Raw genomic sequence first — 230 nt, forward strand, 5'->3', positions numbered from 1 at the left:
GTGTAAGTTCCCGTTAGTGTGGCTGTACCGGCTCCGCTTAAAACTATGGTTTGATTGGCTCCGCCATCAATATTGTAGGTAACCGTTGCATTTGGTGTACCTGTAAAAGTGAAAGTAGCACTGTCGCCCAAACACAGTATTGTTGGATTCACCGCTACACTCACTGTAGGTAATGGTAAAACGGTCAAAGTAACACTACTGGTTTGTGGATTAACACAAATCGGTGTACC

General features: G+C 44.3%; 1 protein-coding gene. It reads right to left on the reverse strand.

Annotated features, from left to right (window positions below; all coding sequences use genetic code 11):
• Nucleotides 1-230 (reverse strand): hypothetical protein (locus tag HA632_RS01495; RefSeq protein WP_176305481.1); only part of this gene is annotated, 230 nt, incomplete at both ends.

It is taken from the genome of Flavobacterium sp. J49, assembly GCF_011742145.1.
In the GTDB taxonomy this organism is placed as follows: domain Bacteria; phylum Bacteroidota; class Bacteroidia; order Flavobacteriales; family Flavobacteriaceae; genus Flavobacterium.